A 5,000-nucleotide genomic window follows, 5' to 3' on the forward strand; every position below is an offset into this window, starting at 1 on the left:
GCTAAACCCAGCTCATCCGCGCCGCAAATGCGCACCTGTTTTGGGCTACCGATCCGATGTTCAAGAAGCTCTTCTTCGCCTCCACCATGCTCGCCGGCCTCACCGCCGCTGCTTCGGCCGCCGACCTGCCGCGCCGCGCCGCGCCGCCGGTCTTCGTGCCGGTGCCGGTCTTCACCTGGACCGGCTTCTACGCCGGTTTCAACGCCGGTTATGGCTTCGATGCCGGTAGCCGCAACAGCGTCACGCAGATCGTGACCACGGGCGCCTCGGGCATCGTGCTGGCCCCGGCCGGCGTCGCTCAGGGCGCGGGCAACGGCCTCGTCTCCTTCGGCGACCGTAGCTCGCAGGAAGGTTTCACCGGCGGTGGCCAGATCGGCTACAACTACCAGTTCACCCCGGGCTCGGGCGTCGTGATCGGTATCGAAGCCGACGCGCAGTACGTCGACTTCGGCCGTAACCGTGGTCGCCAGCCCAGCTTCGGCTTCAGCAACGTCGCGAACGGCGTCGGCTTCGCCAATCCCGACCTGACCTACATCAACCCGAACGGCCTCTCGAGCCTCGACTTCTTCGGCACCGTGCGCGGCCGCATCGGTTACGCCTTCGACCGCACCCTCGTGTACGGCACCGGCGGCTTCGCCTACGGCGCCGGCAGCAACGAGCGCTCCTTCGGCGGCTTCCGTGGCAACGACGACTTCCGCACCGGCTACGCGGCTGGCGGCGGCATCGAGTACGCGCTCCCCACCGACTCGTTCCTGAACTTCTTCCGCTCCTCGGCCGTCACGCTCAAGGTCGAAGGCCTGTACGTGAACCTCGACCGGAACAACGCCAGCAACGTGTTCGCCGTGTCGAACAGCACCGGCACCCAGTTCTCCACCAACACCGCCTACGCCTCCACCGTCGGCGGCACCCTCCGTCGCAACGACACCGAGTTCGCCGTCGTCCGCGCCGGCCTGAACTACAAGTTCGGCTCGTACTAAGCCGGAACCCTTCGGGTCCGACCTAAGCGTTCCCAGCCCGATCATCTGGCCGTTTTCGTCACCGAGCGCCCCGAGGAGAGATCCTCGGGGCGTCGTTCGTTCGGCGTGCCGCGCGGCCCCTACGCGTCCCCGGACCTGACGAAGCAGGCATCGAACGCATCGGGCTCGTAGGTCCGTCCGGTGATGTCGCTGATGATGACCTCGGCCAGGCCCTGGGCCTCCAGGTCGCGTGCCGTCCGAAGCGCCTCGTCGGGGGACGAGCGCTGGTACGAGACGGCGCTCTCATCCTGGCGGGCGGTCACGATCAACTGCATCAAGGCTCCATCTCTGAAACGGCGACGGTCCACGGACGCCGAGGCGATCCCGGCCGGAAAATCCCGCCGGAGGGTTGGCCCACATCCTTAACAGATCCGGTTCGCTTAGCGGACGCCGCTGGCCCGGGCCGCGAGTTCGGCCCGGAGCGCGTCGATCTCGGTCTGAAGCGCCCCGGCGTCGACCGCCATCTCGATGCAGTGCTCCTGGGCCTCGGCGAGCCGGAGGCGCAGGTCGGCATTCTCCGCGGTCAGCGCGAGCAGGGCGATCTCCAGGGGCGAGGCCGGCGCATCCGGCCCGCCGTCGGCCCCTAACGTTGACTTAACCATGCTTGTCAGCCGAGATGCCGGATCTGGCCCTGCTTGCCGTCAAGGCGAGTCGCGCGCCAGCCACCATTCAGGAATGACCGCCGCGACGAAGACCTGAGCCAGAACGCCAACGGCCCCACCCTTGCAGGGGCGGGGCCGTCAAAATCGCCAGTGTCTGAAAAGGGAAAAAAGCACCTTTCAGACACCACAACACCGTGCAGGTGTCAATCGGGATCGTGTTCCCGAGGCGACGGCGCTTTGCCTTTTGACGGATCCGCCCCCGGGTGGTCCCCGCTTTGCAGCGGCCCGAACAGGGCTGTGAACATGTTTGCGGATGAACTCCGACGCGCGATCGCGTCCGCCTCCCGCCTGAGCCTGGATGCGCTCGCCACCCTGATGTGGGACGCCTGCGCCAACGCGCGGATCAGCGAGGCCGAGACCGAGGAACTCGCCACCCTCATCGAGGTGCGCAGGAACCCCGAGGGGCGCAGGAGCCCGGAGGCGCAGACCCTGCCCATCCCCGCCCGGGTCCCCGGGACGGGCTCCCGGCCCAAGACCCCCGAGAGCCTGACGCGCCGGCGCCGCGTGGCCGCCTGCGGCCGGCTCCCCCCCTCCCTGGCCTGCCACTTCACCCAGGGCGAGGTCGCCGTCCTCAGCGTGGTGGCCAGCGATGCGATGCAGGACGGGGCCTGCCGTGCCTGCCTCGCCGACATCGGCGACCGGGCCGGGGTCAGCCGCAGCACGGTCAAGAACGCCCTCCGGCAGGCCAAGGCCCTCAAGCTCATCACCGTCGAGGAACGCCGCCTGACCTACTGGCGCAACCTGACCAACATCGTGGAGATCGTCTCCCCCGAATGGCAGGCCTGGAACCGCCTCGCCCCCAGAGCCAGGACCCCCAAAGACAGAAGCCCCGAGGACAGCGCTGCCGGGGGTGGGGTACTCGAAGCCAAGCCGCCCGGGACCCGCGCTGCCGGGGGTGGGGGCAAGTTTTCGACCGGCTCAAATACCCTTTATAAAAAACACCTCGCAACACCCCAAAACAGCTGCCGGAAGGGGAGCGGATGGCCCGAACAGGGCGGTCCTTTCGAGACGTTCACCCCCTGCACACGCCTCATCAGCCCGAAACCGACCGGTACAGGCGGATAGACGGGCTCGATCCCCGGCCGGAAACCCTCGAATCGACATTCGGCAAGGCACCTCCGGGACAGGGGTGGGCGAAGCCATGGGCTCGAGGCTTCATAGGGCTCAAGGTTTATGGAGCTCAGGGTTTATGGGATGGCCGCCACCCGGTCCGGACACGAAGAACCCGCCGCGGCCGGAGCCGGGCGGGTGGGTCGGAGCTGGATATCACAAGCTCAGGAAGGCGTTGGCCGAGCCGATCACGGTGAAGGCCAGGCCGCCCGCGAAGGCGGCGATCATCGCGTAGGAAAACCCTCTCAGCAGCATCGCGCGCTCCCGTTCGCCGCGGTTCAGCAGCGGTTCCCGCCCGAGGTCTGCCCGTACTGCTGGACGGGGAAGTTCTGCTGGTTGGCATTGCCCTCGGCGGCCGAGCTCATCGGGCAGGCGGCCGGATTGCGCAGGCCGCCGGGGCCGCGAACCTCGATCGAGCCCGTGGTCTCGACATCGTAGGGCGAGAACGCGGTGTAGCGGGAGGGATAGTCATAGGCCATGGCGGACGAGATCGGAGCAACGCCAAGGACAAGGGCGGTGGCAAGAGCAGCGATACGGGTCTTCATGATTGGAAACTCATTCCTCTAACGTACAAGCCAGGTTCCTGGCTCGTTTCTGTCGGTGTGATTTGAATATGGGGTGCCGGTCTCATTCACGACGTGCCTCCGGACACGCGAGGAGCCGGATTAAAGACAAGTGTCCGGAACGGGTTCGTCAGACACTCGGGTGAGGAGCTCCGAACAAGTCCCCCAAAGCCTTGCGCCTGAACAAGGTATACCAGCGCCGTTGACCCTGCCCGGGCCGCTCGTGCTTCGTGAGGGTCGCGCGGGTGGGTCTCTTCGGGCCCCAAGAACCCAAAGGTGATCTTGGGTTAGGGCCCATGCGCCCAAGGCGGCAAGAAGGAAGGCGGGTTAAGGCCTCCTTGACCTTTGGGGTATTGTCTCGTCCGCACAGGTGGGCGCTTGCGCAGAGGGGAGACCGGGGCATGGCCGTGGTGAGTGTCTGTTCGACCAAGGGAGGCGTCGGGAAGACGACCCTGGTCATCTGCCTGGCCGACGCGGTCGCGCGGCAGGGCGGATCCGTCGCGATCATCGACGCGGATCCGAACGGTCACGTCGCCGCCTGGCGCGAGCGGGCCGGGCCGGCGTGCACCGTCGCGGTTGTCTCGGACGTGACCGAGCGGACGATCCTCGACCGTATCGCGGATGCGGCCGCGCGCTACGGGGTGGTGCTGGTCGATCTCGAGGGCGCGGCCTCGCAGGCGGTGACCTATGCCATCGCGGAATCCGACCTGGTGCTGATCCCCAGCAAGGTCTCGGGCATGGACCTGCAGGAGGTCTTCCGGACCTACGAGGTCGTGCAGCGGGCCGAGCGCATGCTCCGCCGGCCGATCCCGGCCCGGGTGGTCCTGACCCAGATGTCGCCGCTCCAGAGCCGTGTGGCCCAGCACGCCCGCCAGGAGATCCAGGACGCCAGCATCCCGGTGCTGCGGACCGAGATCATCCAGCGCGCCGCCTACCAGGCCATCCACTTCACCGGCGCCACCCCCGCCGGTCCGGACGGCGACCCCAAGGCCCGGAGCGAGGTGAAGGGGGTCCTGGACGAGATCCTGGCCACCCTGGCCGCTCAGCAGGAAGCCGCCTGATGCGCAAGCCCGCCTCCAAAACGACCGCCGCCTTCATGCCCTCGCCCCGTCCGCGCCCCCGCACGAGCCCGGAGGACGCACAGCTCCTCGCCGCGGCGACCGGCGACCTCGGCTTCACCCGGGCCTCCAACGCCCCCGAGGCGGCCGGGAAGCCCAGGCCCAAGCCTTCGAAAGTGCAAGAGCCCAAAACCCCCCTTGCCCCGCTCGACGGTGCCGTTGCCGAAGATGCTCCTGCCCAAGACGTCCTTGCCCAAGACGTCCCTGCCCAAGACACCTCTCCCGAGGAAATCTCCACCAAGGAGAGCCCCGCCAAGGAAATCCCCGTCAAGCAGGCGGGACCCGCGCCCCGGGCGTCGAGCCTGAAGTTCGAGGTGCCGGATCAGGTCTGGTTCGCCCTGCGCCAGGAGGCCCTGAACCGCCGGGTGACGGTGCGCTACCTCGTCCTGGAGGCCCTGGCGGCCAAGGGCTACGCCGTCGACCTGTCGGCGGTCCCCGAGGACGGGCGGCGCCTGCGCTGAGCGGGAGATGTGACGCGGCTGCGACAGCGCAGGTTTTCCATTCGTTCCACAGCCCGCGAGCATCGCCCGG

At 68.0% G+C, this 5,000-nt stretch carries 7 protein-coding genes; 4 read left to right on the top strand and 3 right to left on the bottom strand.

Annotated features, from left to right (window positions below):
• Positions 1–56 precede the first annotated feature (56 nt).
• Positions 57–977 (top strand): outer membrane protein, encoded by a 921-nt coding sequence (locus OF380_RS28565; RefSeq protein ID WP_264051700.1) that lies wholly within the window; start codon positions 57–59, stop codon positions 975–977.
• 119 nt (positions 978–1,096) lie between these two features.
• On the opposite strand, the gene OF380_RS28570 is transcribed toward OF380_RS28565, so the two are convergent.
• Together OF380_RS28570 and OF380_RS28575 are read right to left on the bottom strand one after the other, a co-directional pair.
• A complete protein-coding gene (locus OF380_RS28570; protein ID WP_264051701.1) occupies positions 1,097–1,291 on the bottom strand; it encodes a hypothetical protein in 195 nt (64 codons plus the stop codon).
• Between the two features lie 105 nt (positions 1,292–1,396).
• The gene (locus OF380_RS28575; RefSeq protein ID WP_264051702.1) at positions 1,397–1,618 is read right to left on the bottom strand and encodes a hypothetical protein; all 222 of its coding nucleotides are present in this window, start codon (positions 1,616–1,618) and stop codon (positions 1,397–1,399) included.
• 303 nt (positions 1,619–1,921) lie between these two features.
• On the opposite strand from OF380_RS28575, the gene OF380_RS28580 reads away from it, so the two are divergent.
• The gene (locus OF380_RS28580) at positions 1,922–2,743 is read left to right on the top strand and encodes a hypothetical protein (RefSeq protein WP_264051703.1); all 822 of its coding nucleotides are present in this window, start codon (positions 1,922–1,924) and stop codon (positions 2,741–2,743) included.
• Between the two features lie 323 nt (positions 2,744–3,066).
• Here the strand turns inward: OF380_RS28580 and OF380_RS28585 are convergent, their stop codons facing one another.
• On the bottom strand, positions 3,067–3,333 hold the full coding sequence (locus OF380_RS28585) for a hypothetical protein (protein WP_264051704.1): 267 nt from the start codon (positions 3,331–3,333) through the stop codon (positions 3,067–3,069).
• Positions 3,334–3,752: 419 nt separating this feature from the next.
• On the opposite strand from OF380_RS28585, the gene OF380_RS28590 reads away from it, so the two are divergent.
• Together OF380_RS28590 and OF380_RS28595 are read left to right on the top strand one after the other, a co-directional pair.
• A complete protein-coding gene (locus OF380_RS28590; RefSeq protein ID WP_264051705.1) occupies positions 3,753–4,412 on the top strand; it encodes a ParA family protein in 660 nt (219 codons plus the stop codon).
• Complete coding sequence (locus OF380_RS28595; RefSeq protein ID WP_264051706.1) at positions 4,412–4,930, top strand: hypothetical protein; 519 nt, start codon at positions 4,412–4,414, stop codon at positions 4,928–4,930. Before OF380_RS28590 ends, OF380_RS28595 begins: the two co-directional genes overlap by 1 nt.
• Positions 4,931–5,000: the final 70 nt, after the last annotated feature.

It is taken from the genome of Methylobacterium sp. FF17, assembly GCF_025813715.1.
Classification (GTDB): Bacteria; Pseudomonadota; Alphaproteobacteria; order Rhizobiales; family Beijerinckiaceae; genus Methylobacterium; species Methylobacterium flocculans.